This is a genomic window from Flavobacterium sp. PL02, from assembly GCF_035013205.1.
In the GTDB taxonomy this organism is placed as follows: Bacteria; Bacteroidota; Bacteroidia; order Flavobacteriales; family Flavobacteriaceae; genus Flavobacterium.
On record NZ_JAYGJP010000002.1, the window covers coordinates 195,743 to 222,015 of the forward strand.

The window sequence follows — 26,273 nt, forward strand, 5'->3', positions numbered from 1 at the left end:
TAAGCAAAAAAAACTCCTTCATATAATATGAATGAGGTTTTAGTTGTAGAGAATTATATAAAGTAAGATTATCTCAATACGCGAAACTTTTTAACGAAATCTCTGTATTTCTCGCTTAGGACAACTTTGTGGTTTCCTTTTAAAACAACGAGATTATCATTGACAATTATCTCTTCTATCTTGCTTAAATTTACAATATAGTTACGGTGTGTTTGACTAAATTTAGCCGGGTCCAAAAACTGAATGATTTTGGTAAGAGATATTAAGATTACAAATTTTTCGACGTCTGTTATTATATTGCAATATCTGTCTTCAACTTCTATATAGACTATATCCTCAATTCTAACTTTTTTTAAAGCTTTATTTTTTTTGATAAAAAGATAGTCGTCACTTATAACGGTATCTTGTTCTTCGCCAATAAAAACATTGGTCTGACCATAAAACTTCTCGACTGCCATTTCTAAGGCATACAAGATTTCTAGTTCGTTAAATGGTTTTAATAAAAAACTAAATGGTTTAGTAAGTTTAGCTCTTTCAAAAATCTGACGATCTTTGGAGCTTGTCAGGAAAACAAATGGTTTTAACCCATTAGGAACAATATTAATTGTTTCTGCAAAAGTAACTCCGTCTGGTTTTCCGTCTAAAAAAACATCTATAACTACAACATCTATCGCATTATTATAAAACAATGTTAATGCTTCGTTATAAGTAGGCGCAATGCCTACAATATTATAATTATTAGCGGTAAGCACTTTTACAAGCGCATCGCTTTCTGCTGGAGTATCTTCGATAATAAGTACATTTATATTATCCATGATTTTTAAACTTTTGTAATACTATAATTATTTTAGTTCCAACATTTTCTTCACTCTCAATTTCTAATCTACCACCATTTTTATAGATCATACTTTTGCATAATTGCATTCCTAATCCAGTTCCTATTGTATCATCATTTTTCTTTTTAGAAAGTAATGCTGTTTTTTTCAATAGCTCTTCTTGTGTAGAAGCACTCATCCCTAATCCGGTATCTTCGACAACTAGATAACAAAAATCATCATCTGAATCTCGGGTGTAAATCGAAATATTGCCATTGTCTTTCGTAAACTTAATCGCATTATCTAATATATTACGGATAATTATTTTAAGTGAATCCATATCGGCAAATACATAATCTGTAGTAGAAACTCTATTTTCAAAACTGATGTTTCTATTTATCATTAATGGCTTATAATTATATTCTACATGTTGTACAATTGTCGCCAAATGCAGCGATTCCTGAAAAAAATAGGTTTGTTTCGTTTGCAACAAAGCCCAATTGAGTAAATTATCTAACAAATTATAAGCTCCGTTAGCAATTGCACTATTGTTATGTAGTTGTACATCTAACTCTGTGTAATTCTTGGTTTCTAAACTCTCAATTAACTTGCTATTACTTGTTTTTAAAGCATTAACCGAAGATCGTAAATCATGACTTACTATAGAGAATAACTTATCTTTTGTAGCATTTAATTTGTCTAACTCTTCTTTTTGAGCCAGGATAATTTTATTATTTTTTATTTTTTGCCTGTAAAAATATACCCCTGTTCCAAACAAGATTAACAATAGGACAGAAGAAAACAACAAACTATTTCTCTCTGCTATTTTTATCTTATTCTCCGCTTCAAGTATATTTACTTCTTTTTGCTTTTGCTTTACTGCAAATTTCTTTTCCAAATCAGCAATTGCCCAAACTTTATTCTGATCGTTTAAAGAATCTTTCCAAGTCTCGTATTCTTTACGATAAGCTAGAGCAAGCGGGAAATTTTTTCTATTCTCCTCAACTACTGCCATATTTAATGTCGCAGTTTTTTTAAATGCAAAAGATTTTACTTTTTTAGAAAGGTGATACCCCTTTTCAAAATAAGGAATTGCCTGATTGTCCTTATATTGTTCATAATATAAAGTAGCAATATCCATATAGGATCCAATTAAGGATAAAGTATCTTTTTCAACCTCATGTAATTTCGCACCTTTAAACAAATACTCTTCTGCTTTATCAAATTCTTTAAGATGTAAATAACACAATCCTATATTATGTAAAACATTGCTCCTTTTATAATCATAACTAACAGTATTAGGAAATTTCTCTATTTCTTGAAAATACTGCAAAGCATTTTTAAATTCATTTTGCCCTAATGCAATTTCACCCAATTTCATTTTTACTTTATAAAAAAACTGAAAATCATTAGAAATTTCATTAAACTCTTTTTTGGATTCATTAAGTAATTTTTTTTCCTTAAAACTAATCCCTCTAAAATAATGACAATAATCTGTAAGCTCCTTATTTGTTGTATTACTTATTTCTTTCATAGAATAAACAAGGGTCGAATCCCAATTACCTTGTTTAAAAAACATTTGAGCTTTATTAAAATTGACATTCTCTTTAAACTTTTTGACTTTTGCTTTAATTGCTAAATCCATTAAACTACCAACATCTTGTCGCTCCTGTGAAAAAAGAAGGAAGGAAAGAAAAAACAATATTGAAGTAGCAAATAATTTAATTTTAGTCATTATACTCTTATACTTTATATTTTACATATTGATATTTATATAAAAGCGTTATAGAAATTTATTTATCTATCCCGCTTTTATTATAGACTTAACAATAATTTTTATCCAGGTAGAACAGTAGTTTCTGTTCCTCTAGAAGCTATTGGATCTATATCCCAAAGAAAAGTCTGAATTGTTTTTATTTTTGAAAAATCACCTATGAATGCATATGGATTTGCCTTAAATTTAAGCTCATGAACAGAGAATGTACACGCATCCTGTTCAGGCATATTATAGGCTATAAAAAATTGCAATTGAGGATTTCCATCAATATCTATATAAGTATTTTGGAAAATATCATATTGAAAAACCTCATTCCTTCTATCTAAATCAACATAGGCAACAATATTTATAGAGAGCGTATCATTCTCTGCATTATAATATGCTTCTACAAGTGGAGACAAAAGCCCTTTAGATTTTCTTTCAGGAAAAGTTACTTTTCCTATCTCAGGATTATTATTTTCAGAAAAAATTTTGGTTCCTGGAGGCATGGTAATTACTTCATTACCTTCAACGTTTAAATTTGTTGTACTCATAATTTTTAAAGTTAGTTAGTTTATAGGTTTGGGACCTATGAATGGTTAATAAATAAGGTTCGTAGAAATAAAATATTTGCCTAAAAATGCGGGATGAACAACACTTTATTTCTATTTCAAATATAACAAACATTTTCTTAATAACTTTTAATCATTAACAAATAACTAGTTAAAAACCTGCAGTTTATCTGATTTATTTACCTTTAATCAAAAAAGGCACACTACTATAAATTAATTCTTACAAATTATATAACCGAAAACAAAGCATAAAAAAAGCCTTAAACAAAAGTTTAAGGCTTACTTATATCAATGAGTGAAATATATTATTTTCCAGCTCTCATTTTCCTTGCTAATAATGTATTTTTAAGCAACATAGCAATTGTCATAGGTCCTACTCCACCAGGAACTGGTGTTATAAAAGATGATTTCTTACTTACTTCAGCAAAATCAACATCTCCTGTAATTACATATCCTTTTGGATTTGTAGCATCTTCAACTCTAGTAATTCCTACGTCGATTACCACAACGCCATCTTTTACCATATGAGCTTTTAGGTAATTTGGAACTCCCAAAGCTGTAATAATGATATCAGCATTTTTAGTATATTCTTCGATATTCTTTGTTCTGCTGTGTGTTAATGTCACTGTCGAATCTCCCGGATTTCCTTTACGACTCATTAAGATACTCATTGGTCGCCCTACAATATGGCTACGCCCAATAACAACAGTGTGTTTCCCTGCAGTTTCTACCTTGTAACGCTCTAATAATTGCATAATCCCGAATGGTGTCGCTGGAATAAAAGTATCCATCTCCAAAGCCATTTTTCCGAAGTTAGTAGGATGAAAACCATCTACATCTTTATCTGGATCTATTGCCATTAAAATCTTTTGTTCACTGATATGTTTTGGCAAAGGTAACTGAACAATATATCCGTCTAGATTATCATCTTCGTTTAGTTCTTTAATTTTTGCCAATAACTCTACCTCTGTAATTGTTTCTGATAAACTTACCAAAGTAGAATCAAAACCTATTTGTTGGCAAGATCTTACTTTACTACCTACGTAAGTTAAACTAGCCCCATCGTTACCCACAATCACAGCTGCCAAATGAGGTACTTTTCCTCCAGCATCTTTAATTGCTTGCACTTCTATTGCAATTTCGTTTTTAATATCCTCAGCTGTTTTTTTACCGTCTAGTAGTTGCATTTTTTTTAAAGGGTTTTTAAAGTTTAAGATTTAAAGTTTTTTCGGTTCTAAAACCTTAAATCAATTTAGTTGTGTTTATATTAAAAAGTTTAAGGTTTAAAATTTCAATTATCTTGAAACTTTAAACCTTACTTATTTTTTTTATTATCTCGGCATTCCGCCTGGCATTCCTTTCATGCCTCCCATCATTTTCATTAAATTCTTTCCGCCTGGGCCTTGCATCATTTTCATCATTTTGCTCATTTGGTCAAATTGCTTCATCAGCTGATTTACTTGCTCGATTTTTGTTCCCGAACCTTTTGCGATTCTGGCTTTCCTTTTCACATCGATAACTGCTGGCTTGCTTCTTTCAAGTGGAGTCATCGAGTGTATGATTGCTTCAATATGCTTGAAGGCATCATCTTCGATTTCTACATCTTTCATAGCTTTAGAAGCACCTGGTATCATTCCTACCAAGTCTTTCATATTACCCATTTTCTTTACTTGCTGAATTTGTGACAAGAAATCATCAAAACCAAACTCGTTTTTAGCAATTTTCTTTTGGATTTTTCTTGCTTCTTCTTCGTCAAATTGCTCTTGCGCTCTTTCTACCAACGACACAACATCACCCATACCAAGTATACGCTCTGCCATACGAATAGGATAGAACACATCGATTGCATCCATTTTCTCTCCTGTACCTACAAACTTAATTGGTTTGTTTACTACCGATTTAATAGAAATCGCAGCTCCTCCACGTGTATCACCATCTAATTTAGTAAGGATAACTCCGTCGAAGTTTAATATATCATTAAATGCTTTTGCAGTATTTACAGCATCCTGACCTGTCATGGCATCCACAACAAATAAAGTTTCTTGTGGCTGGATTGCTTTGTGAACACGTGCAATCTCGTCCATCATTTCCTGATCTACGGCTAAACGTCCTGCTGTATCGACAATAACAACATTAAACCCATTAGCTTTAGCATGTTTAATTGCATTTTGTGCAATCTCTACAGGATTTTTATTTTCTGGTTCTGAGTAAACCTCAACACCTATTTGGTCTCCTACAACATGTAATTGGTTTATCGCCGCTGGACGGTAAATATCACACGCTACTAAAAGTGGTTTTTTATTCTTTTTTGTTTTTAAATAATTAGCAAGTTTACCAGAGAATGTAGTTTTCCCTGAACCTTGTAATCCCGACATTAAAATAACGCTTGGAGTACCAGACAAGTTTATCCCTGCTACATCACCACCCATTAATTCAGTAAGTTCGTCTTTTACTAACTTCACCAATAATTGTCCTGGCTGAAGTGTAGTTAAAACGTCTTGTCCAATTGCTTTTTCTTTTACTTTAGTTGTAAAATCTTTAGCAATTTTAAAGTTAACATCGGCATCAAGTAAGGCACGACGAACTTCTTTTAAGGTTTCGGCAACGTTTACTTCTGTAATCTTACCGTGTCCTTTTAATATATGGAAGGCTTTATCTAACTTATCACTTAAATTATCAAACATACTATTTTCTTTATTTGAAGTGCAAAGATAATCTAATTAGACATTTCAGGCAATTTTTATTTAACTGCATTTAACCGCAAAGTTCGCAAGGTTTTACGCAAAGATCCCAAGGCTTTTTTTTCGCACAATCCGGATAGTTATCAAGAGCCAAACAGCAAAGTTTTTTGTTTCACGCAGATTAAAAAAGATTTAAGCCGATTTTTATAAAACTTTTAATCTTTTGCTTTAAATATTAACCGCAATGTGCGCAAAGTTTTTCGCAAAGTCCGCGAATTTTTTTGTTTGCAAGGTCGCTAAATCGTAAGGTTCATTGTTTCTCGCAGATTCCGCAGATTAGGCAGATTTTTTTTTACATTAAGTAGAAGAAAAATCTACAAAATGTACGTGAAAGAAAAAAGCGCAAAAGAATAAAACCTTTGCGCCTTTGTAACTTTGCTTCTTTGTACCTTTTCTTTTAAAACTGGAAATAAATATTAACCGCAATGTGCGTAAAGTTTTTCGCAAAGTCCGCGAATTTTTTTGTTTGCACGGTCGCAAAATCGTAAGGTTTCATTGTTTCTCGCAGATTAGGCAGATTATTTTTTACATTAAGCAGAAGAAAAATCAGCTTTATCTGCAAAATCTGCGTGAAAGAAAAAAGCGCAAAAGAATAAACCTTTGCGCCTTTTTAACTTTGCTTCTTTGAACCTTAAAAACTAAAACTGGAAGTAAATAAAAGGCTGTGAACCTGCAACTGCTGTTGCGTAAACTATCCAATACACAAATCCTAAAACAATTGCTTTACCGATTAATGGTGTTTTATCAAAAACTAATTTCATTTTGGCTGTAACCACTTCTGGTAAAAAGTGCCATACATAACCAAAAAGCATTAATAAAAACACATTCTTATATCCTAATACAATCGTTTGCCAATGGTCTGGTTCGAATGTTAATTGTCCGATATTGTTGATTACTTGTATTGCTGTATCAAAATCTTTTGCACGGAAGAATATCCAACAGAAAACCACAAAATGGAATGTTAGTACAATTGAGAAGAATTTCCAGATTGCACTAAATCCGTTACTTTCTTTTTTAGAAGGGAAAAGTTCTACAAATATTTTATGAACTGCTAATGCCAACCCGTGTAATGCTCCCCAAATGATAAACTGTGCTCCCGCTCCATGCCACAATCCTCCTAAAAGCATTGTTGTAAACAGGTTAAAATTAGTTACCATGGTTTGCTTTAATTTGTTTGAAAGCAAAAATGACAAACAAAAAACAGCGATTCCTCCAACAGCAATTACTAACGGGATTATACTTTCGGCAGAATTTGTGATTCCCCAAAGTAACAATCCGAAAAAGAATAAACTCGGGAATAAAAATCCTGCGAATGTTCCTTCTCTATTCCCTCCGATAGATATATACAAAAAGTCTTTTAACCAAGTTGATAATGAAATATGCCATCTTCTCCAGAAATCAGTAATCGATACCGATTTATATGGTGTTCTAAAGTTGGCTGGCAATTTAAATCCAAGCAATAATGCAATACCAATTGCCATATCTGAATATCCTGAGAAATCGCAATAAATTTGGATTGCATATCCATAAGACGCCATTAAATTCTCAAATGAGGTATAACTCATCGGTGAATCGAAAACACGATCTACAAAGTTTACCGAGATATAATTAGAAATTACTGTTTTCTTAATTAAACCACCTATGATAAGAAACAACGCATTATTTACGTCTGCCTTTGTAAGGTTTAATTTTTGGTAAATCTGCGGTAAGAAATCCTTGGCTCTTACAATCGGTCCAGCAACTAATTGTGGGAAGAATGAAACGAAGAATAAATATTCGATATAATTTTTTGTCGGTTTAATCTCTTCTCGATATATCTCGATAATATAACTCATCGATTGAAACGTGTAAAAAGAAATCCCAACTGGAAGGAAAATATCATGAAGCTCAAAATTACCATGAAACATATCATTGTAGGTAACTATCATAAAGTTCATGTACTTAAAATACCCAAGTAATCCTAAGTTTAGGATAACACTTATTATCAAGTATATTTTCTTTCGGCTTTTTACACTTTCATTATATATTATCTGACTCAAGCCATAGTCTACAACCGAAGAAAGTAGTAATAACAAGAAATATATTCCGCTTGACTTATAATAGAAGAAAAGCGAGAATAGAATAACATATGTTAATCTTAGATAAAATGTCTTGCGCAAAAAGGCATACACAAAATAAAAAACCAGAAATAATCCTAAGAATAATCCTGTGTTGAATAATAATTTTTCTTCTGGGTTATATATAAACCAACCCTTAACCTGTTCTAATGTAAGTGCACCAAAATTTTGAACGAACCAATCATTAATGCTATCAACTGTTATCAACTTATTTTTTTAATTTAAAATTATCGTATTCGTTTAATAATGCTTTCGAAAACAAGCTTCCCTGTTTTTCATATCCGTTTTTAGAATAATGTACCCAATCTGGACCAATTAATCCTTGAGCTTTTAATTTCCCAATACCACTCATTCCTCCAAATTCGTTATACAAATCCCAAACTGCCAGACCATCTGTTTGAGCCGTTTCATAAATATGTTTTGTATAATCGGCTACAAACGTATTTGGTTTTCTTCCTTTTAACAGCGATGGCGGTGGCGTCATAACCAGTACAGGAACATGAATATTTTGTTCTTTTAACTTACTTATAAACTCGCGTAGTTGCTTTATGTAACCTGAAGCTTCTAATCGGTCATAACTTTCGTTAGTTCCTAATGACAACACTATCATATCTGGATGTAACGATTTTACTTGCTCAAAGAAAACAGGGTATTTATTATAATCCGAAAATTTAGCTCCGTTTACCCCAATACTGCTATAAATTACTCCTGGAGAATTCTTCTCAAGAATTAACCCATTAAGCTCATATTTCTTAGCATCCTTATTTGGAATAAGATAGATCTTATCTAATGCTTTTTCGGTATTGTAATAATGAGAAAATGAATCTGATTCTATATCCAAAGGAACATACTCTGATTGTGAGATTGTTTTAGGACGTGTTTCATTTGTTACAATCTTAAGAGTTCTACCCGCTCTAATTGCATTCGATTTTAAATGATTTGCTCTTTTAATTTCTGCAATTGAAACATTGTATTTATCTGCAATAACCGAGATTGCCTCTCCTTTTTTTATTTTATGTGTAATTACTTTTTTCTCCGAAGATTGAATCATATTGGTTTGAATGCGAGTTGCCAAATCAAACATATGCTGGTTTTGCGGTGTAATTATCTTTATAGTATTAAAGTTGTACGCTGGATCTTTTACATTAACCTCAATTACAAAACCATCCGTATTTCTCCAAAGTGCGATTCCGCTTAACCCCATTGGGCACTTTTTCTCCGGAAGTATGTTTCGGTAACTTTCCCAACTTTTATTAGAACGAAAGCGTTCATTATAAGAACCGTTGGTTTTTGCTAATGAATACGGAAAAATAAAACCTCTTCCTCCATTTCCTAATTCTTTTTGAAGATCTTTACGAATCTCGTTTGTCATCAAATCACTCTGAATGTGTGAATCTCCGATATGAACAATGTTTATTTTATGATTCCCTTGATTCTCATTGCTTTTTAATTTCTTAAAGAAATCCTCTAAAACCTTTGCATTATAAATTTGACTCCCTGATATAGGCTCAACAGTTGTTGTATCGATTTTGTCAGTCATCTTTTTAGTTATTAAAATTGGCTCGGTTTTTTGCGCTTTATTATTAGACGCAAAAAGAAGACAACAAAAGAAAATAATAAGTTTATTCATCTACACTATCGTTTATTACAGATACGGAATCTGTATTCGTTTTCCTGACTGTTTTGCCTTTTCTTATGTTCGCTTCCCTTTTTTCGCGCAAAACTTTATATTGTTCGTAACCTTGATTCAATTGCTCATAAAGTAACCCTCCAATTGCTTTGGCTCCACGCTGATTAAAATGTGTATAATCTTTGTTTGCTTTTGCTGGTGCTTCATCTACCCATTTTACCATAGAACCATCTCCACCCATCAACGTATATAAATTAACAAATCCAGATTCAGTTTCTAAAGCGTAACGCTTTTGAGCTTTCATTAAAGGAACAACTGCCGAATCGGTTTTCATTTGCATATCATATTTTGTCGATTTATCTGCAGTAGAGATAATCAAAATAGAAACTCCTGGAAAGGAGGCTTTTATTTTATTAACAGCTTTAGTCATTCCTTTTCCATACCAAGAATAATTTTTTGTACCATAATTTAAAACGTTGGTTCCGTAATGAAGAATGATTAAATCATATTTTAAATTGGCATTGAAACTTTGCATTACATTGGCATCAAAAATAGAAATTGGCATTCCTGAATTTCCTCTTTGCGAAAAGTTATCTACATGAACTCCGCTACCATTATCAAAATTGAAGCCATAAATAGGAATAGAATCTGCGTGGACAAAATTAGCTTTAAATGCTTTAATGCTTTTAGAAGTTACTTTTATAGTGTTGACCAAATTATTTGGAGCAAGACTTTTGGATATAGTGTCTTTTCCGATTATAAAATTCACTTTTCCAGTTTTTGATGATCTTCCGTAATATAAGGTTGGATTATCTAGACTAGTCGCAAATTTATTTAAACCTGCCTCATAAGAAACCCATGTAGAATTTGACTTATCATTTGCAAAAAACACGTGTCCGTTTACACCAAAAGGACTTGTTGGTCTCTTTACATTAAGATACGATTGCATTTTCCAGTTTTTGGAATATAGCGCTTTTACTGAAGCTCTTGATGCAGCTGACTCAGAAGTTATAGAAACAAATCCAACTCCTGTACCTCCAAATCTTTCTTGATATTTGTTTCGAACATCTTGTACAATTAAATCGCCATCGGTCATAGAATCGCCATAATACGCAATCCTTACTTTTGCCTCAGGATGTTTTTCTAATTGATATAATTTATCGTAAAAAGAAATCAGGTATTGATATCCTTTATAATTATCGAAAGTTTCAGAAGGGAATTCGATTCCTTCATTAGCATTAAAAACGATATTTTCCCCTGCTTCATCATCAGCATCGGTGCTATCATTTTTTTTAGATACGCCTTCTTTTTCAAACGATTCTAAAAGCATACTATCTACAAGTACGTTTTTGGAGTCGACTTTACTTTCAGGAAAAATTTTATCTGGTAATATTTGTTTAAAACCAATGAAAGCTACAAATGCTAATGCTACTATTGCAAAAGACTGAAAAAAATAAGATTTTGTATTCACTTGTAATTATAAATTTTGAAGAATAAAATCAATAAGAGCTCCATTATCCAAATTTCCTATTAATTTAATTAAAACGTTTGCAAAGATAGAATAAACAATAAATCTATTATTCCTTTTTTACGATTAAATAAAAATAAAAAAGAGGCTAGATAAATCCAGCCTCTTTCCAAAAAAAAAAAATAAAAAAAACCAAGTTACTATCTAAATTGAATTTAAACATAGTCTTGTTATTAAGATTGATAAGTTACAACCCTACCACATGAAATAACTTACCAATCTTTTTATTTCCATAAAATGGAATCGTTTTTATATGATTATTTTAATAATGCATATTGGAATTTCGGATATCCTCTTTCACCTTTTTCATTCATTCCAGCAGTGAATTTCAATTTATAAACATTTCCTGCAGGGTCTTTAACAACGTAAAAACGATCCGTTCTTAAAACAAATTGAGGAACTGGAAGACCATTAGGCCCCATTATACTTGTACCTCGCCAGTTTGAACCAATGTTTCTCTGATCTTCTGTAAATTTAGCACTTTCTACATTCGCCAATGTAAAGCTATCGTATGTTAGAGCTCCTGAAACAAGTACTTGATATGCTTTTGCATCACCTCTAAGATTATTAACCACATAATCTGGATAATGGTAAGGTGCTAAACCTGATGGCCCACCTGGGATTACGTTAACAAATGTTGTGATATTAATATCCCATTGATTTTTTTGTGGCTCTACATTAACCGTTTTCTTATCCAATAAACTGAAAAATGTAAAATTATAGGCTGCATTTTTAGAAATTATTACTTCTTGATGCGTTGTAGATGCAATATCTGCATACTGAACTTTATAATCATTCCCACTTCTTAATATTCTAACCTTTTTCCATCCTCTTGATGCACCTGACCCAATTCCTTCTGATCCAAGTTCTGGAACTGTTGTACCAGGATTACTTCCCATATTAATTAAATACACTTTATTTTCTCCATCTGTAGCCGAAACTTCAGCAATTGCAGTTTTCAAAATATTTCCATCAGGACCATCTACTTGATCTGGCGAACCTGACCCTTGAGCAATAATCATAGTTTCATCAGCAACCTGTACTTCATCTATGTTTACAGTCGTAAGTTTTTTAACCGACATCTTCACTGTATTATTTAATACAACTCTAAAATCTTTACCAGAATAAAAACCTAAATCCCAAGAAACTCTTGCCACTTTTGTCATTGCACCACTACTCAAATCAATATAAACTTGATTCGCTTCAGTAGGTCCTCCAAATTCTGGAGCTAAAGCCGTTCCTAACGAAGCTGTCTCGTTAAAATTTAATTGCATTGTTTTATTACCTACTACATTAGCATTAATTGAGGAACCTGTAATAGTAAAGATTACATTTTTTACTTCAGTTCCAATTGCTTTTTTAATTCTATTAAAAGTAAACTCAACAGAGGTTGCGCTTTGTACAAAAGGTACTGTTATCTTATTTTCTACAACTGCAGGAACTGTTGTGAAATCTGTAGTATAAACTGCTGCCGTTGTTGTGTAGGTAAGCGTCAATGATCCAGCTGTAGGAGTCGGAGCTGAAAATTTTATCTGAATTGGCGTCAAATCGCTTGTTAAGTTATATGAAGGCTCGGCAAATGCAACAGACAGTGTCTGCTCATCACTATTATTGTCATCATTGCTATTACACGCTGTGAAAGCAAGTAATACAAAAGAAAGCATTAAAAATAGATTTTTTTTCATGATTATATTAATTAAAATTAAGGTTATACGTGAGTTTAAGAAAATATGAACGCCCATACCCAAGCAATACATCGGTTCCTCCACTTGAGTGAGCTCCCGAAGAAGATCCTCCTTGCGTTAAAGTGACACTTTTAACATCAAGAATATTTCTTGCTCCTATAGTTACATCTAATTGTTTCTTGAAAAACGATTGTCTAATTGATGCATCCATCCAGCTATATGGCATTAATTCGGTTAGAAAAAATTGTGTATTTGTTCCATCACTTGCAGCAACATAGCGTTGCTCTTTTCCATTGTATTTATAATAAGCAGAAAACATTGTTCCCCATTTAGGAAGAGTATAAGAAATACTAGAATTTAGTTGCAATGAATACAAAAAATTATCGTCTGAACTAATATCTAGAGCAGCAAGGTCTATTTTTTGTGAAATCCCAACCAATGCTACCCCTACTTTAGCATTCCAACTTTTATAAGCAAATTGTTGGGTCGAAGATATATTCCACATTTGATATTTATCGATATTCAGATATTTATAATTCTGGGTTGGAACTACTTGAGACAATACTAAACTAATTCTATCATCAACATCTAAATAAGTTACAGCAAGATTGCTTGAAAGTTGTGCTCCAGAATTAAAGCGACAAGACCTTTTTAAACTCACTTCATACGAAGTACTTGTTTCGGGAACTAAATTTTGATTACCTTGAACATTATGATTCGAATCTACAAAATAGGTATAAAGCTCATCGAAGTTCGGAGTTCTATACGAGCTTCCTATCGAAGCCCTAGCTTCCAGCCCGCGTTTAAAAAGATATCTTAACCCTAATGAACTTGCATATTGGCTATCAAATTTTGATTGAAAAGAATATCTAATTCCTGGACGTATAGAAAACTTATCTGTAAAATTAATTTCGGCAACAGTAAAAATATCGTAGTTTTCTAAACGTGCTCTAACATCTTTTGCTTGCTTTTGGTCATCCTTAAAACTTCCAGAAGCTGAATTGTAAAATCCATTTTCATTTGTAATCTCATAACCAATCTGTAAATCGACTTTTTTATCATCAAAAAAATTATTTACAGTTCCTGTAGAATATAAAACTTCGTTAGATTGATATGTTTTTCGATCATTTCCCCATTCTTTATGGGTTTCCATCTGATAATTAAATTTTTCAATATCTCGATCTTGCTTTTGATGAGAAACTGAAACGTTATAATTTAATTTTGAAAAAAGTTTACCATATGAATTTAAATGGTTGTAATATCTATTAGATATAAAACGTTTATCGTTTGCAAAATATGTTTCAGGAAAAGGGTAATTAACCTGGGGAATTAAAATAGGATTGTAATAATCTACATTTTCACTATAATAATCAAATTTGTAAAAAATTCTAAAATCATTTTTTTTATAACCGATCAAAGCATTCCCTACAAGCTGTTCTTTAGGAAGCCAGCTATAACCTCTTAAACCGTTTCCGACAGCATAATCTTTTCCTTTTTTATCATCAAAATATCCTGCAAAATCGTTTCGATTTCCTCCTATCGAAACAAACCAATTCTCATTAAAATTATGCGCTATTTTTGCCGATTGAATATGTCGTCCTTTATCAAAAAATGCAAATTCATCTGCCACAGTTTCTTCTTGAGCTGTAACACTAATCTCCCATTTGTGAGCTGCTTTCTTTTTTGTAATAATATTGAGGACTCCTGTTACTGCATTTGCTCCATGAGTAACTCCCATCGACCCTTCGATAATCTCTATACGTTCTACATCATCAAGATTAACCTGGGTTAAATCAACATTGTTTCCCATTCCTGTATCACTTATTAAGGGGACATTATCTACTAAAATTTTAAAATATTGAGAGTCTAATCCAAACATTGAAACCGTAGAACGACCATCACTTCCACTTGTTCTTATAGAAATATTCAAATACTGATTTAAAACATCAGCAAGATTATTTGCTGCCAATTGCTTTATATCCTGCTCTGAGATTACACGCACATTAAACACTGACTTCTTTATAGATTGTGGTTCAAATTGTCCAGTAACTACAACTTCTGATAATTCATTTGCACGAATACTGTCTTTCTGTTTTTCCTGTGCAGAAAGTGTTTCACAAAATACAAGGGCAATAAATAGGATAATTTTAATTTTCATTATTTTTAATTGGTCTTAATAATCTTGGCAAATATATAATTATTTTAATTCAATCTAAATAAAATTTATATATTTGCTAAAAATTTTAAATCAAAAAAAACAAGTTATGATTACAAAAAGCCTCTGTTTATCAGCCGTTATGGTGTTATCTGTAAATTTTGGATTTAGCCAGGAATCTAAAAAACAACAAGATATTAAATCGATAAAATCGATGTGTGGTTGTTATGAAGTGAAATTTAATTTTACTGAAACATTTAAGTATTCTAAAGATTCAATTAATTACAAGCCTTCACCAACTAAACATGAATCTGCTTTAGAATGGGTAGAATTATTAGAAGACACCCCTAACAAAATTGTAATGCAACACTTATTGATAGTAAGTGATGATATGATTATTAAACACTGGAGACAAGATTGGTTGTATGAGAATACTGACTTGTATTTATTTGATAAAGGAACTTCTTGGAAATATAAAAAATTAGACAAAAAAGACGTAAAAGGTCAATGGAGTCAAAAAGTATATCAGGTAGATGATAGTCCAAGATATGAAGGATCTTCAACATGGGTACATGTAGATGGGCAAGATTACTGGGCAAATGTTACAGATGCTCCACTACCTCGTAGAGAACATACAATACGTAATGATTATAATGTTTTAAAAAGAAGAAACATTCATGAAATTACTGCTACTGGATGGAATCATGAACAAGACAATGACAAATTAGTTCGCGATGATAGCGGAAAAGATGTTTTGTTAGCACAAGAAAAAGGAATGGATGTGTACACTAAAGTTGCAGACATTAAATGTATCGCTGGTCAAAAATGGTGGAAAGAAAACAACGCACTTTGGAAAAATGTTCGTGATAAATGGCAAACTCTTTTTGATAGACATCAAGATTTAAACCTAGAAGCTAAAGTAGATAGAAAAGCACTTTACTCTCTTTTGTTTGATTTAAAACCTACTGCTACAAAAGCAGAAACGGATGCAATCATCAACAAATTTGTAAAATAAGTATTTTTAGTTAGTTATAAAAAGAGCCGTTAGTTTAATACTAACGGCTCTTTTTTATTTTACATTCTTTCAGGAACTTCTATTCCTAATAAGCTGAAACTTGATTTTATAATCTCTCCTACTTTTTGAGAGAATTGAACTCTGAATATTTTTTTGGTCAAATCCTCTTCTCCTAATATATGTACTGATTGATAAAATGAGTTGTACTCTTTTACCAAATCATATGTATAATTAGCAATTAATGCCGGACTATGATTATGAGCTGCATTTTGGATTACTTCTGGGAAAAGTTCGATTTGTTTTACCAATTCTTTTTCTTTTTCATGAAGCTCTTCGATTCCAGTTAATGTAACAGAAAAATCAAAATCGGCTTTACGAATAATCGATTGTATCCTTGCATAAGTATACTGAATAAACGGTCCTGTGTTTCCAGCAAAATCTACAGACTCTTCTGGATTAAATAAGATACGTTTTTTAGGATCTACTTTTAAGATATAATATTTAAGAGCACCAAGTCCTATTGTACTATATAGTTTTGCTTTTTCATCGGCAGAGAAACTATCTAATTTCCCTAAACCTTCTGAAATTTCCTGAGCTGTATCGGTCATTTCCTGCATTAAATCATCGGCATCAACAACTGTTCCTTCACGGCTTTTCATTTTACCAGAAGGTAAATCTACCATTCCGTATGATAAATGATATAAACTTGAAGCCCAATCAAAACCTAATTTTTGAAGAATTAAGAACAATACTTTAAAATGGTAATCTTGCTCATTCCCTACAGTATAAACCATTCCTCCAACATCTGGATGATCTTTTACTCGCTGGATTGCTGTACCAATATCTTGTGTCATATAAACTGCTGTCCCATCTGAACGAAGTACAATTTTACGATCTAAACCTTCATCGGTTAAATCAATCCAAACAGAACCATCTGGATCTTTTTCAAAAATTCCTTTATCCAAACCGATCTGTACAACATCTTTTCCTAATAAATAAGTATTGCTTTCATAGTAGTAACTATCAAAATTAACACCTAAGTTTTTATATGTAATAGCAAAACCATCATAAACCCATTGGTTCATTTTTGCCCAAAGTTCTTTGACAGCTTTATCTCCTGCTTCCCATTTTAAAAGCATTTCTTGTGCTTCTAATATTATCGGCGCTTGCTTTTTAGCTTCATCTTCGGTTTTACCAGCTTGCATTAATTCCTTAATCTGCTCTTTATAAACCTTATCAAACTTCACATAATAATTCCCTACCAGTTTGTCACCTTTTAAACCTGTACTTTGAGGAGTTTCTCCATTTCCAAATTTTTCCCAAGCCAGCATCGATTTACAAATATGGATTCCTCTATCATTTATAATTTGAGTTTTATATACTTTTTTACCTGCAGCTTTAATAATCTCGGCAACTGAGTATCCTAACAAATTGTTACGAACGTGACCTAAGTGCAATGGCTTATTTGTATTTGGCGAAGAATATTCTACAATAATTGCTTTATCAGAAGGATTAGGTTCTACAAAACCATATTTTTTTCCATCTTTTATACCATTAAAGAAATTTACATAATAGGTATCGGCAATTACAATATTTAAGAAACCAGAAACCACATTAAAACGGGCAACCTCTGGAAGATTTTCTACAAGATAATTCCCTATTTTATTCCCTAACTCAACAGGATTACTTTTAATCACTTTTAGTAAAGGAAAAATAACCATTGTAATATCGCCTTCAAACTCTTTTCGGGTAGTTTGATATTCGATTTTATCTACGGTTACTTCAAATAAGGCTTGTATTGCTTTTTGTATAGAAGGCGTAAGAATTTGTGATAATGACATGTAAACTTAGTTTTAAAGTGTGCAAATATACTGCTTATTCATCAATTACAGAAAATGTGAAAGGTTTAAAATCTATGATAAGAAGTTCTTATATTTTAAAAAATAATTAAGACTCATTACAAATAATAGCCTTAAATGTCTGAAAAACAAAGAAAAAACAATAATTCAACTATTTTTTTTCGCAAATCCTGTAACATAAAATTAATATAATAGTCTTAATAGAGTCTTTAAATAAATTTCCATCAAGAATAATCAACTTGTATTTTAAAGACAAAATCATCAATCAAATAATCAATTAATCAACCTTAACTAAATCAAATCTTATGAAACTTAAAATTATCATGTTATTACTTATTGGAGTGATAACATCGGTACAAGCTCAAAATTCTGGAAGTGTTTCTGGAAAAGTACTAGAAAAAGCCACTAATTCACCAATTTCTTATGCAACAGTTGCCGTAAAAGAAGAAGGAAAAACAATCGCAAGTGGTGTGACAGATGATAAAGGAGACTTTATTTTAAAAAATATCCCTTTAAAAAATTATATCTTAGAAATACAATACATCGGATTTAGACCATACAAAACCAACTTATACTTTAGTGATTCAAAAAAAGAATACACATTTAAAGTTGCTCTTGAGGAAGAAGCTACTCAACTTAAAGGTGTAAACATTGTTAGTGAACGCTCGACTATTGAACAAAAAATTGACCGAAAAGTAATTACTGTTGGTAAGGATCTTACAACTGCTGGAGCTTCTGCATCAGACATTATGAATAATATCCCTTCGGTAAATGTTGATCAGGACGGAAAACTTTCTCTTCGTGGAAACGATAATGTACGCGTATTAATAGACGGAAGACCATCAAATATTGACCCTGCACAATTACTGAAACAAATTCCATCAACTTCTATCAAAAAAATTGAGTTGATTACAAACCCAAGTGCTAAATATAATCCAGAAGGAATGTCTGGAATCATCAACATTATTCTGCATAAAAACTCCAACACTGGTTTCAACGGAAGTTATAGTGCTGGTATTACTTTTGGGGAAACAGCTAAATACAATCAATCATTAGATTTGAATTATAAGACTGGAAAAGTAAATTTATTTGGAAACGTAGGTCAGAATTTTGGAACTTATCACAATAGTGGTTTCATCAAAAGAATTGATCCGGAAATCATTCAGGATATTAATGTCCTAAACGATAATGATTCTTACTTGTATAAAATTGGAATGGATTATTTAATTGACGATCATAACACATTGTCTGTCTATACCAACCAAAATAAATCAAACGGAAAAGGATTTGTAGACACAAACATTGATTATAATAATCTAACAGATTCTGATGTTTCTAATATTTTTCAGAAATCAAAATACTCAGGTCCAAACAAAATTGGTACTTATAATTTAGCCTACAAACATATCTTTAAAAAAGAAGGCCATACTTTAGATTTTGAAGGAAACTATAGTGATAATGAAGGAACACAATATGCTGCTTTTGATACTCAATCCACAAAAACGGATAATACTGTAGAAAGCGTAATTTACGATGATCAAATTAAAGCTACTCGTAAATTAAGCACTTTTAATATTGATTATGTGAATCCTTTAAACGAGAAAACTACCCTTGAGGCTGGTGCCGAAGCTAGGATTACTAAAACAAATAATGATTATATTACCGGAAATCCGCTTGCTGAATTTCCAGTTACTAATTATACTTACGACACTAATATTTATTCAGCTTACGTAACATTTGGTCAGAAATACAAAAAATTCAGTTACCAATTAGGAGCTCGTTTTGAAAGTTATAAAGTAGCAGCTAATTTAAATCATGGTCTTGAAAAATTTAATGATGACTATATCACTTTATATCCATCAGCTTATCTTACATATAAACTGGATGAGAAAAATACTTTGCAATTAAGCTATAGCCGTCGTGTAGACCGTCCGAGTTTAGAACAAACAAAACCTATTCGTGAGTTTTCTACTCCGTTAGTAACCTCTTTAGGAAATCCTGAATTAACACCACAGTTTACTAATTCGGTAGAAATAAATTATACTAAAACTCTTGAAAAAGGAAGTTTTACAACTAGTGTTTTCTACAGAAGTATTAATGACCAAATTAGCAGAATTTTATATCCTGATGAAACTGACCCAAGCGGTAACAAACAAATTATGACTTACACTAACTATGATCATAATACTTCTTACGGTTTTGAAGTTTCGTTAAATTACAAAATCACAAAGTGGTGGGATATCCAACCTTCTATTGATTTTTCTAGTATCAACCAACAAGGTGTTGTGTTTTTATACGATCCTGTAACAAAAATGAGTAATCCAATTGAAAGGAAAGTTACTGTTGCTGCATTTAATGGTCGTATGAACTCAAACTTTAAAGTAAACAAACGTATCAGTTTCTTATTATTCGGTTTTTACAGAGGCGGTGTAGACGGTCTTCAAAATAATAGTCATGAAATGTACAAAATGGACATAGGTACACGTTATACATTATTAGACAACAAGATGAATATTAGTGTACGTTTTAATGACGTATTTGACACCATGAAATATGCTTTTGATTCTAATTATCCTTACCCGCATACAGGAGAATTTACATGGGAAAGTCAAACAGTTTATTTAGGTTTAACCTATAATTTTGGTGGAGCAAAAATTAAAAACTTGCAACGTAAACAAAGAGAAGATAACACGAGTAAAGGCGGCGGAGGAATGTTTTAATCCATCACACTTATTCGAATTTTATTGTCAGGTTGAGTCGTTCGTCTCCGTTTAGGATAAACTTAAGTCGAAACCTTTTTGAATATTTTTTGTAGTAAAGAAAGCCCAGAGTATGCCACTCTGGGCTTTTTTGATATATCTAAATTCCATAGATTGTCTAAAAATGGAACGCGGATGACGCAGATTCGCCAAGGCGAAAACGCTGATAAAAACGGATTTTTTATTTATGTTATTTAAAAATCTGTTTTTATCAGCGTCTTTCCTTTAGGAAATCCGTATCATCCGCGTACCATTTTTTTTTTTAGATAATACTTATTTTAACTACAGCAAACTACAACTTAGCTTTTAGAGCATTAATCTCTACTGCGCTCGCAGTTTCGCCAGAGTCGGTAATTGCGGATGAATGGAAAAAAGTATTTCCTAGTTTTTCGTTTAGCAATCCAATATTTGTAGATCTAAGTCCTCCACCTGGCATAATTACTATTCTGTTATTTGCTTTTTGGACAACATCGATAAGTACATCAATTCCTTCTTCTACATTTTTTCCTTGTCCCGATGTCAGGATTGTTTTAAAACCACAATTAATTACATCTTCGAGAGATTTAGACACATCTGCAACAACATCAAAAGCACGATGAAAAGTACAAGGTAGCGGATTTGCTAAATTAATTAACTCTCTATTTTGATCTATATTTAGGCTTCCGTCAGGATTAAGATTTCCAAATACAAATCCATCTACATTACATTTTTTGTATTCGATTATATTCTCTTTCATTTCCTCAAACTCAGCTTCTGTATAAACAAAATCTCCACCTCGAGGTCGGATAATAACATTTAAATCTATTGTAGCTTTTTCTCTCGCTGCCCGAACTAAATTTAAATCCGGAGTTGTCCCTCCTTCTTTCATATTTATACACAACTCAATTCTGTTTACTCCATTTGCCTGAGCAATCTCGACAGAATCAAGATTAAAACATGCAATCTCTAATTGACTTTTTTCCATTTCTTATTATACTTAAACAATTGCAACAGACTTCAATTACATTTAATCTGGCAATACAATTTTATAAAATTATCCTGATCCGAAATTAAACAAAAAAACCTGCTCCAAAAGGAACAGGTTTTAAAATATAATGTAAAGATTAAATTACCATTTGATAATTGCACTTCCCCAGGTAAATCCACTACCAAATGCAGCTAAAACAACTGTATCTCCAGATTTGATTTTTCCTTTTTCCCAAGCTTCTGTCAATGCAATCGGAATAGATGCTGCGGTTGTATTACCGTATTTTTGAATATTGTTATATACCTGATCATCATTCAAGCCAAATTTCTTTTGGATAAATTGTGATATTCTCAAGTTTGCTTGGTGTGGTATCAACATATCGATATCCGAAACCTGTAGATTATTAGCTACCAAACCTTCATTAATTACTTCGGCAAAACGTACTACTGCATTTTTAAATACAAATTGTCCGTTCATATAAGGGAAATAACTTTCGTCGTTCGGGTCATTATCTGCTAAGATATCAGTTACCCAACGTGCTCCCATTCCTGGTGCTGTTAGAGATAATTCTTCAGCATGTTGTCCTTCTGAGTGTAAGTGTGTAGATAAAATTCCTTTTGTAGTATCTTCTTCTCTACTCAAAACTGCTGCTCCGGCTCCATCTCCAAAAATTACCGAGACCCCTCTTCCTCTGGTTGTCATATCCAAACCTGTAGAATGCACCTCAGAACCAATTACCAAAACATTTTTATACATTCCTGTTTTAATATATTGATCTGCTACAGAAATAGCGTAAATAAAACCAGAACATTGGTTTCTTACATCTAATGCCCCAACAGTTTTTAATCCTAAATCACGTTGTACCAAAACTCCTGGACCTGGAAAATAGTAATCTGGGCTTAATGTTGCAAAAACAACAAAATCGATATCTTCTTTTGCTACACCAGAACGTTGGATAGCTATTTCGGCAGCTTTTACACCCATCGAAGTTGTAGTATCTTCTCCTCTTATAATGTGTCTGCGTTCCTCAATCCCTGTTCGTTCTTGTATCCACTCGTCGTTGGTATCCATTATTTTTGACAAATCGTCATTGGTTACCACATTTGAAGGGACATAATATCCTAATCCCGCTATTTTTGAATGATACATATTTTTTTATTATTCGTTAAAAAATTGGACTGCAAATCTAAACATCTTTTAAAAATCATGTACACAATTTAGTGATTTTTTAGTAATTAACAATTCTATATATTATTCCCATTAATTACTTTTCACAAGCATATTCTGATTTGTAAGAAAAACATATTAAATTTAAAGCTTTTTTTTATAACAATCACTTTTCATTATTAAAATGTAACAAGATTGGACTACTTTAGACAAATCATAACAATCTTTAATCATAAAAGTTTCAACTATGAAATTAAAAGTTACCTTATTTCTGTTTTTAAATCTTGGCTTAGTGGCTTTTGCTCAAGAAAACCTGACGTACCAGAAACCTTCAAAATCTATTTTGGATTTAGCCGATTACGAAAGAGCTCCTTCAGTATCAATGGATACAAAAAAAGAGTTCATGTTATTAACTTACAGAAATACCTATAAAACATTAGAAGATTTAAATCAGGAAGAACTTCGTTTAGCAGGTTTAAGAATCAATCCTGTAACAAATATTTCGAGTACAGTTACGTATGTAAAAAATCTTAAATTAAGAAAAATCAGCGATACCAAAGAAATTCAAGTATCGGGTTTACCAACAGCTCCTCAAATCAGTAATATTGTATGGTCGCCTAATGATAAGAAAATCTTATTTACTCATACTACAAAAACCGGAGTAGAACTTTGGATTGTAGATGTTGCATCTGCAAAAGCTACAAAACTTACCGAAGCAAACTTAAATGCTAATCTGGGAACTCCATTTAGCTGGTTCAACGACAACGAAACAATTCTTGTAAAGATGTTGCCTAAAAACAGACCAGCATTATTAGATTCTAAAAAAGATTTACCAACAGGTCCAATTGTTTCTACTGCCGATGGATCTAAATCGCAAAATAGAACCTATGCAGACATGTTGAAAAACAAAAATGATGAAGCTAATTTTGAGAACATCATCACATCTGAAATCTACAAAGTAAACATTAACGGTACAGCTACTTTATTTAAAAATGCTGATATGTACTCTTCTGAGAGAATTTCGCCAGATGGTAATTATGTGATGTTAACTACAATCCAAAAACCATTCTCCTATATTGTTCCATTAGGAAGATTTCCATCAAAAGCGGTAGTTTATGATAAAAACGGTACAGAAGTAAAAACCGTAAACGAAGTTCCTCTTTATGAAATTATGCCAAAAGGTTTTATGGCTGTTCGTAAAGGAAAAAGAGAAATGTCATGGAGAAACGATAAACCAGCAACGCTTTCTTATGTTGTAGCTTTAGATGGTGGAGATCCTGCAAATAAAGTTGATTTTAGAGACGAAGTATTTCTTTGGAATGCTCCATTTAATACCGAAGCAACTGCATTGGTAAAAACACCTCAACGTTTTAATGAAATTATTTGGGGGAATGACAATACTGCAATCCTTATGGACGAATGGTATGATACACGTAACATTAAAACCTATTTAATCAATCCATCTGACGCAACTCAGAAACCAAAAGTAATCTTCGATAGAAACTCACAAGATATCTATGCAGATCCAGGTGCTTTTGAGTTCAAAAAGAACCAATACAATAAATACGTTCTTGCTATAGAAAACGACAATGCTTTTCTTCTTGGTGAAGGTTTTACCAAAGATGGTCAATTCCCTTTTATTAGCGAACTTAATCTTAAAACATTAAAAACAAAACGTCTGTATACTTCTACATTTAAAGATAAAAAAGAAGATATAGTAGAGATTGAAGATTTTAAAACTGGAAAAGTTTTGGTACAAATTCAATCTAAAAATGACTATCCTAATTATTATTTCAGAAACATAAAAAAACAAAATAGCTTAACTCAGGTTACTTTTTTTAAAAACCCATTTGAAAGTATTAAGAATGTAAGCAAAGAGGTTATTAAGTACAAAAGAAAAGATGGTGTAGAATTATCTGGAACTTTATACTTACCTGAAGGATATGACAAAGTCAAAAAAGAAAAATTACCATTGTTAATCTGGGCATATCCAGCAGAATACAAGGATAAAAATAGTGCAGGACAAAGTAGCCAAAACCCAAATGAATTTACGTTTCCATACTATGGTTCATTTATATATTGGGTAACCAAAGGATATGTAGTTCTAGATGATGCTTCGTTCCCGATTATTGGTGAAGGAACTACAGAACCTAATGATAATTTTATTACACAATTAGTAGATGATGCCGAAGCTGCAATAGACGCTGTAGATGCACTAGGATATATAAACAGAAAGAAAGTTGCTGTAGGAGGACATTCATACGGAGCGTTTATGACTGCTAACTTATTAACACATTCTAATCTTTTTGCTTGCGGTATTGCCAGAAGTGGTGCTTACAACAGAACCTTAACTCCTTTTGGTTTCCAAACAGAACAACGTAATTACTGGGAAGTTCCAGATGTTTACAACACAATGTCACCATTTATGCATGCCGACAAAATGAAAACGCCACTACTATTAGTACATGGTGAAGCCGATAATAACCCTGGGACTTTTACATTGCAAACAGAACGCTATTTCCAAGCTTTAAAAGGATTGGGCGCTCCTGCAAGAATGGTAATTTTACCAAAAGAATCTCATGGATATGTAGCTAAAGAAAACATCTTGCATTTGCTTTGGGAACAAGATCAGTTCTTAGAGAAATATTTGAAAAATTAATTACTGAGAAACTTCTCAATTAATACACCAAGAATCCCCTAAACTCATCATTTAGGGGATTTTTTCGTTTCATACTATACCTAATATATTAAGGAGCTAATCCTGCTGTACACTATATCTTTTATGGCTCCCGTCCCGAAGCTTCGGGATCGGGACCGCCATAAAAGGATGCCGTTCCCATCAGGGCTAGAAAACCAGAAACTCACACGTATTTAAATCCCCTTTTAAGTATTCGGTTCACGCTTTTATCTTATAAAAAAAGTCTTATTCTAGCGCTTATATAACTTATTTCTCCCAATAAAATAGTCTCATCACGCTTACTTTACGAAAGCACTTTTTGTAAAACATAAATAATAATTACACCTACAACAAAAAAGGTATAGCATTAATTAAGTAAAAACCAATTTAAAAAAAACAAGCAGATGAGTTTTTTAGCAAAATTAGAATTAGACAACGAGATATTTAATGTTTTAGAATTTGACATAAACCTAGATCAAAACACCGACAACAATGGCAAACCATCCAATAAAACCAAAGGAGGTCAAATAAGGCTAGTTATAGAAAGTACTCAAACCGATTTATTTTCGGATTGGATGGTATCGCACACAAGCAACAAAGACGGCAAAATTATTTTTTATCGCAGAGACGCAATGAGCACTATGAAAAATGTGACTTTCAAGAAAGCGTTCTGTATTTCTTTCCGCAAAAGCTTTCGTAGTGAAGGTAATGTTCCTATGACAACCGAGATACTTATTAGTTCCAACGAAGTAAAAATTGGCAATACTTTATTTGAGAATAACTGGAAAAATTCTTAATAACCAAAACTAGCTATAAAACAATTTAACCAT

The 26,273-nt window shown here is 32.1% G+C and carries 17 protein-coding genes; 4 read left to right on the plus strand and 13 right to left on the minus strand.

Going from position 1 to position 26,273, the window contains the following annotated elements; all coding sequences use genetic code 11:
• Window positions 1–68: 68 nt before the first annotated feature.
• The 10 genes from SHI72_RS08795 to SHI72_RS08840 form a co-directional block, all read right to left on the minus strand.
• Window positions 69–815, minus strand: a complete 747-nt coding sequence (locus SHI72_RS08795) for a response regulator transcription factor (protein WP_323489734.1) — start codon at window positions 813–815, stop codon at window positions 69–71.
• Window positions 808–2,550 (minus strand): ATP-binding protein, encoded by a 1,743-nt coding sequence (locus SHI72_RS08800; RefSeq protein ID WP_323489735.1) that lies wholly within the window; start codon window positions 2,548–2,550, stop codon window positions 808–810. Before SHI72_RS08800 ends, SHI72_RS08795 begins: the two co-directional genes overlap by 8 nt.
• A 101-nt stretch (window positions 2,551–2,651) precedes the next feature.
• On the minus strand, window positions 2,652–3,125 hold the full coding sequence (locus tag SHI72_RS08805; protein ID WP_323489736.1) for a hypothetical protein: 474 nt from the start codon (window positions 3,123–3,125) through the stop codon (window positions 2,652–2,654).
• 323 nt (window positions 3,126–3,448) lie between these two features.
• Complete coding sequence (locus tag SHI72_RS08810) at window positions 3,449–4,330, minus strand: bifunctional 5,10-methylenetetrahydrofolate dehydrogenase/5,10-methenyltetrahydrofolate cyclohydrolase (protein ID WP_323489737.1); 882 nt, start codon at window positions 4,328–4,330, stop codon at window positions 3,449–3,451.
• A gap of 144 nt (window positions 4,331–4,474) precedes the next feature.
• Entirely contained in the window at window positions 4,475–5,827 is a 1,353-nt protein-coding gene (gene ffh, locus SHI72_RS08815; protein WP_039112390.1) for a signal recognition particle protein, read from the minus strand.
• Window positions 5,828–6,522: 695 nt separating this feature from the next.
• Window positions 6,523–8,208, minus strand: a complete 1,686-nt coding sequence (locus SHI72_RS08820) for an MBOAT family O-acyltransferase (RefSeq protein WP_323489738.1) — start codon at window positions 8,206–8,208, stop codon at window positions 6,523–6,525.
• Window position 8,209: 1 nt separating this feature from the next.
• A complete protein-coding gene (locus SHI72_RS08825) occupies window positions 8,210–9,541 on the minus strand; it encodes a GDSL-type esterase/lipase family protein (RefSeq protein WP_323489739.1) in 1,332 nt (443 codons plus the stop codon).
• An 82-nt stretch (window positions 9,542–9,623) separates the two neighbouring features.
• Window positions 9,624–11,102, minus strand: a complete 1,479-nt coding sequence (locus SHI72_RS08830; protein ID WP_052250158.1) for an SGNH/GDSL hydrolase family protein — start codon at window positions 11,100–11,102, stop codon at window positions 9,624–9,626.
• 314 nt (window positions 11,103–11,416) lie between these two features.
• Complete coding sequence (locus SHI72_RS08835) at window positions 11,417–12,844, minus strand: HmuY family protein (RefSeq protein WP_323489740.1); 1,428 nt, start codon at window positions 12,842–12,844, stop codon at window positions 11,417–11,419.
• A 7-nt stretch (window positions 12,845–12,851) separates the two neighbouring features.
• Window positions 12,852–15,002, minus strand: coding sequence for a TonB-dependent receptor plug domain-containing protein (locus tag SHI72_RS08840; protein ID WP_323489741.1), 2,151 nt, complete (start codon window positions 15,000–15,002; stop codon window positions 12,852–12,854).
• Between the two features lie 106 nt (window positions 15,003–15,108).
• Between SHI72_RS08840 and SHI72_RS08845 the strand changes: the two genes are divergently transcribed.
• The gene (locus SHI72_RS08845) at window positions 15,109–16,014 is read left to right on the plus strand and encodes a DUF6607 family protein (RefSeq protein WP_039111623.1); all 906 of its coding nucleotides are present in this window, start codon (window positions 15,109–15,111) and stop codon (window positions 16,012–16,014) included.
• A gap of 59 nt (window positions 16,015–16,073) precedes the next feature.
• On the opposite strand, the gene argS is transcribed toward SHI72_RS08845, so the two are convergent.
• Window positions 16,074–17,855, minus strand: a complete 1,782-nt coding sequence (gene argS, locus SHI72_RS08850; RefSeq protein WP_323489742.1) for an arginine--tRNA ligase — start codon at window positions 17,853–17,855, stop codon at window positions 16,074–16,076.
• A 323-nt stretch (window positions 17,856–18,178) separates the two neighbouring features.
• Here argS and SHI72_RS08855 point away from each other — a divergent pair, with 323 nt between their 5' ends.
• Window positions 18,179–20,593: a TonB-dependent receptor family protein gene (locus SHI72_RS08855; RefSeq protein ID WP_323489743.1), complete on the plus strand. Its 2,415-nt coding sequence runs from the start codon at window positions 18,179–18,181 to the stop codon at window positions 20,591–20,593.
• A gap of 331 nt (window positions 20,594–20,924) precedes the next feature.
• On the opposite strand, the gene SHI72_RS08860 is transcribed toward SHI72_RS08855, so the two are convergent.
• Both SHI72_RS08860 and SHI72_RS08865 read right to left on the minus strand, forming a co-directional pair.
• The gene (locus tag SHI72_RS08860; RefSeq protein ID WP_323489744.1) at window positions 20,925–21,596 is read right to left on the minus strand and encodes a copper homeostasis protein CutC; all 672 of its coding nucleotides are present in this window, start codon (window positions 21,594–21,596) and stop codon (window positions 20,925–20,927) included.
• Between the two features lie 144 nt (window positions 21,597–21,740).
• Window positions 21,741–22,748 carry a 3-oxoacyl-ACP synthase III family protein gene (locus SHI72_RS08865; protein ID WP_039111628.1) on the minus strand — a complete coding sequence of 336 codons (1,008 nt, stop codon included), beginning with the start codon at window positions 22,746–22,748 and terminating at the stop codon, window positions 21,741–21,743.
• 265 nt (window positions 22,749–23,013) lie between these two features.
• Here SHI72_RS08865 and SHI72_RS08870 point away from each other — a divergent pair, with 265 nt between their 5' ends.
• Window positions 23,014–25,425: an alpha/beta hydrolase family protein gene (locus SHI72_RS08870; RefSeq protein WP_039111629.1), complete on the plus strand. Its 2,412-nt coding sequence runs from the start codon at window positions 23,014–23,016 to the stop codon at window positions 25,423–25,425.
• Window positions 25,426–25,847: 422 nt separating this feature from the next.
• Window positions 25,848–26,240 (plus strand): type VI secretion system tube protein TssD, encoded by a 393-nt coding sequence (gene tssD / locus SHI72_RS08875; RefSeq protein WP_039111630.1) that lies wholly within the window; start codon window positions 25,848–25,850, stop codon window positions 26,238–26,240.
• Window positions 26,241–26,273: the final 33 nt, after the last annotated feature.

Excerpts from the sequence above, each read along its gene's own strand:
- SHI72_RS08795 (WP_323489734.1), bottom strand. The coding sequence starts at position 815 with ATGGATAATATAAATGTACTTATTATCGAAGATACTCCAGCAGAAAGC.
- SHI72_RS08800 (WP_323489735.1), bottom strand. The coding sequence starts at position 2,550 with ATGACTAAAATTAAATTATTTGCTACTTCAATATTGTTTTTTCTTTCC.
- SHI72_RS08805 (WP_323489736.1), bottom strand. The coding sequence starts at position 3,125 with ATGAGTACAACAAATTTAAACGTTGAAGGTAATGAAGTAATTACCATG.
- SHI72_RS08810 (WP_323489737.1), bottom strand. The coding sequence starts at position 4,330 with ATGCAACTACTAGACGGTAAAAAAACAGCTGAGGATATTAAAAACGAA.
- ffh (WP_039112390.1), bottom strand. The coding sequence starts at position 5,827 with ATGTTTGATAATTTAAGTGATAAGTTAGATAAAGCCTTCCATATATTA.
- SHI72_RS08825 (WP_323489739.1), bottom strand. The coding sequence starts at position 9,541 with ATGACTGACAAAATCGATACAACAACTGTTGAGCCTATATCAGGGAGT.
- SHI72_RS08835 (WP_323489740.1), bottom strand. The coding sequence starts at position 12,844 with ATGAAAAAAAATCTATTTTTAATGCTTTCTTTTGTATTACTTGCTTTC.
- SHI72_RS08840 (WP_323489741.1), bottom strand. The coding sequence starts at position 15,002 with ATGAAAATTAAAATTATCCTATTTATTGCCCTTGTATTTTGTGAAACA.
- SHI72_RS08845 (WP_039111623.1), top strand. The coding sequence starts at position 15,109 with ATGATTACAAAAAGCCTCTGTTTATCAGCCGTTATGGTGTTATCTGTA.
- argS (WP_323489742.1), bottom strand. The coding sequence starts at position 17,855 with ATGTCATTATCACAAATTCTTACGCCTTCTATACAAAAAGCAATACAA.
- SHI72_RS08855 (WP_323489743.1), top strand. The coding sequence starts at position 18,179 with ATGAAACTTAAAATTATCATGTTATTACTTATTGGAGTGATAACATCG.
- SHI72_RS08860 (WP_323489744.1), bottom strand. The coding sequence starts at position 21,596 with ATGGAAAAAAGTCAATTAGAGATTGCATGTTTTAATCTTGATTCTGTC.
- SHI72_RS08865 (WP_039111628.1), bottom strand. The coding sequence starts at position 22,748 with ATGTATCATTCAAAAATAGCGGGATTAGGATATTATGTCCCTTCAAAT.
- SHI72_RS08870 (WP_039111629.1), top strand. The coding sequence starts at position 23,014 with ATGAAATTAAAAGTTACCTTATTTCTGTTTTTAAATCTTGGCTTAGTG.
- tssD (WP_039111630.1), top strand. The coding sequence starts at position 25,848 with ATGAGTTTTTTAGCAAAATTAGAATTAGACAACGAGATATTTAATGTT.